The sequence below is a fragment of the Bradyrhizobium sp. P2_E8 genome, assembly GCF_056403875.1.
This window is the reverse complement of record NZ_JBFUES010001074.1, coordinates 1-2372: the sequence shown is the minus strand read 5'-3', so window position 1 is coordinate 2372 and position 2372 is coordinate 1. Positions and strand designations below refer to the sequence as shown.

Sequence of the window (2372 nt, the reverse complement as noted above, 5' to 3'; positions counted from 1 at the left end):
GGTGACACCCATCACCTGCGCGATCGAGGAGGATTTTGGAACCATGGTCGGATGCACGCGCTGCTCGATGCCCTTGGCGGTGCGGACGGCAACGCCAAGCAGCTTGACGCGGTAGCCGAGATCGGCAGCCGCGCGAAGATCTTCCGGCGCGATGGAGGAGATACCTTCGACATACACCGCGCTTTGAGCAACTTTCGTGCCGAAAGCGAGGCTGGCGAGAATGGCGAGTTTTTGCGCGGTGTCGTGGCCGTCAACGTCGAAGGACGGATTGGCCTCGGCATAGCCGAGCCGCTGCGCATCCTTCAGGCACTCGGCAAAGGAGAGACCCTCCTGCTCCATCCGCGTCAGGATGTAATTGCAGGTGCCGTTGAGGATGCCGTAGACGCGGTTGATGCCGGTTCCTGCCAGGCCCTCGCGTAACGTTTTGATGACGGGGATCGCGGCGCCAACGGCTGCCTCGAAATTCAGCGCGCCGCCGTGCTTTTCGGCGGCCTTGGCGAGCTTCAGGCCGTGCTTGGCCAACAGCGCCTTGTTGGCGGTGACGACGGACTTGCCGGCATTGAGCGCGGCCTCGACCGCGGAGAGCGCGGGATCGCCGGCGCCGCCCATCAGCTCGACGAAGCAGTCGACCTCCGGATGCGTGGCGAGCGCCATCGGATCCTTCACCCATTCGACGCCGCGCAGGTCGACAGCGCGCTTCTTGGCCTTCGAGCGCGCGGTGACGGCGACGACGCGAATGCCGCGGCCGCTGCGGCCCGCGAGCACGCGTCCCTGCGTTTCAATCAAACGGACGACTTCGGCACCCACGGTGCCGAGCCCCGCAATGCCCACTTTCAGGGGTGCGACCATGATGCTTATCGAAAACCTGTCGAAGAGAATTAGCGCCGGTTGGCGAGCGGAACGACGTTGTGCAACGTTTCGATGCCGCTTTCAAGGAAGCGGCGCACGCCGCGCGCGGCCTGCCTGATCCGTTGCTCGTTTTCCACCATGGCGATGCGGACATATCCTTCACCATGCTCGCCGAAGCCGACGCCGGGCGACACCGCGACGCCGGATTTCTCCACCATCAGGGTCGCGAACTGCATGCTCCCGACGCTGCGGAAGGCTTCCGGCAGCGGCACCCAGGCGAACATCGAGGCTTCCGGCGGCGGAATCTCCCAGCCGGCGCGGCCGAACGATTCCACCAGCGCATCACGGCGCTTGCGGTAGGTGTCGCGCATCTCCTTGATGCAATCGTCGGGGCCATTCAGCGCGGCGGTCGCGGCGACCTGCACCGGCGTGAAGGCGCCGTAATCGAGATAGGATTTGACGCGAGCGAGCGCCGCGATCACGCGCTCATTGCCGACCGCAAAGCCCATGCGCCAGCCGGCCATCGAATAGGTCTTCGACATCGAGGTGAACTCGACGGTGACGTCCATCGCGCCGGGCACCTGGAGCACCGAGGGCGGCGGGTTGTTCTCGTCGAAATAGACCTCGGCATAGGCGAGATCGGACAGGATCAGGATCTCGTGCTTCTTCGCGAAGGCGACGAGGTCCTTGTAGAAGTCGAGGCTCGCGACATAGGCGGTCGGGTTCGAGGGATAGCAGACCACGAGCGCCAGCGGCTTCGGGATCGAATGTACGATCGCCCGTTCCACCGCCTCGAAAAACTGCGGCGTCGGCTCGGAAGGCACCGAGCGGATCACGCCGCCCGCCATCAAAAAGCCGAAGGCGTGAATCGGGTAGCTCGGGTTGGGGCAGAGGATGACGTCGCCCGGCGCGGTGATCGCCTGCGCCACGTTGGCAAAGCCCTCCTTCGAGCCCAGCGTCGCCACCACCTGGGTGTCGGGGTTGAGCTTCACGCCGAAGCGGCGGGCGTAGTAGCCGGCCTGGGCCCGGCGCAAGCCAGGGATGCCACGGGAGGCCGAGTAGCGGTCGGTGCGGGGCTTGCCGAGCGTCTCCTTGAGCTTCTCCAGCACGTGCGGCGGCGCCGGCAGGTCCGGATTGCCCATGCCGAGGTCGATGATGTCGGCACCGGCGTTCCGCGCGGCCGCCTTGGCCCGGTTGACCTGCTCGAACACGTAAGGCGGAAGGCGGCGGATGCGGTAAAACTCTTCCATGGCTCTCTGGGCTCCGGGCACCCGGTCAGGACAGAATCGACAGGCTAGGACGGCCGTTCGAAGACGAGCCGCCCCCTTCGCAAAAATTACTCCAAATCAAATGCTTAGAGCAATTTTCGACGACGAAGGCTGAAGTCGTTCGCCCTGACTCTCGGCTGAACAGAGGTCTTTTTAGCACGCCAACGCGGTCGCGCCAGCGATTACCTTGCACCGCCTCATTTGGCGTCCTTGGCGGCGACCGCCTGGCGGTCGCGCGCGGCGGCAAGCTCGGCC

General features: G+C 65.2%; 2 protein-coding genes. Both read right to left on the bottom strand.

The genetic code is table 11. The features are described 5' to 3' along the window. Positions 1-849 (bottom strand): homoserine dehydrogenase (locus tag AC1D00_RS36805; RefSeq protein WP_477014046.1); only part of this gene is annotated, 849 nt, incomplete at its 3' end. A gap of 29 nt (positions 850-878) precedes the next feature. Further along, positions 879-2099, bottom strand: a complete 1221-nt coding sequence (locus tag AC1D00_RS36800) for an LL-diaminopimelate aminotransferase (RefSeq protein ID WP_028171284.1) — start codon at positions 2097-2099, stop codon at positions 879-881. Positions 2100-2372: the final 273 nt, after the last annotated feature.

What these genes read in the sequence shown, in the direction of transcription:
- AC1D00_RS36800 (WP_028171284.1), bottom strand. Translation starts at nt 2,099, where the DNA reads ATGGAAGAGTTTTACCGCATCCGCCGCCTTCCGCCTTACGTGTTCGAG.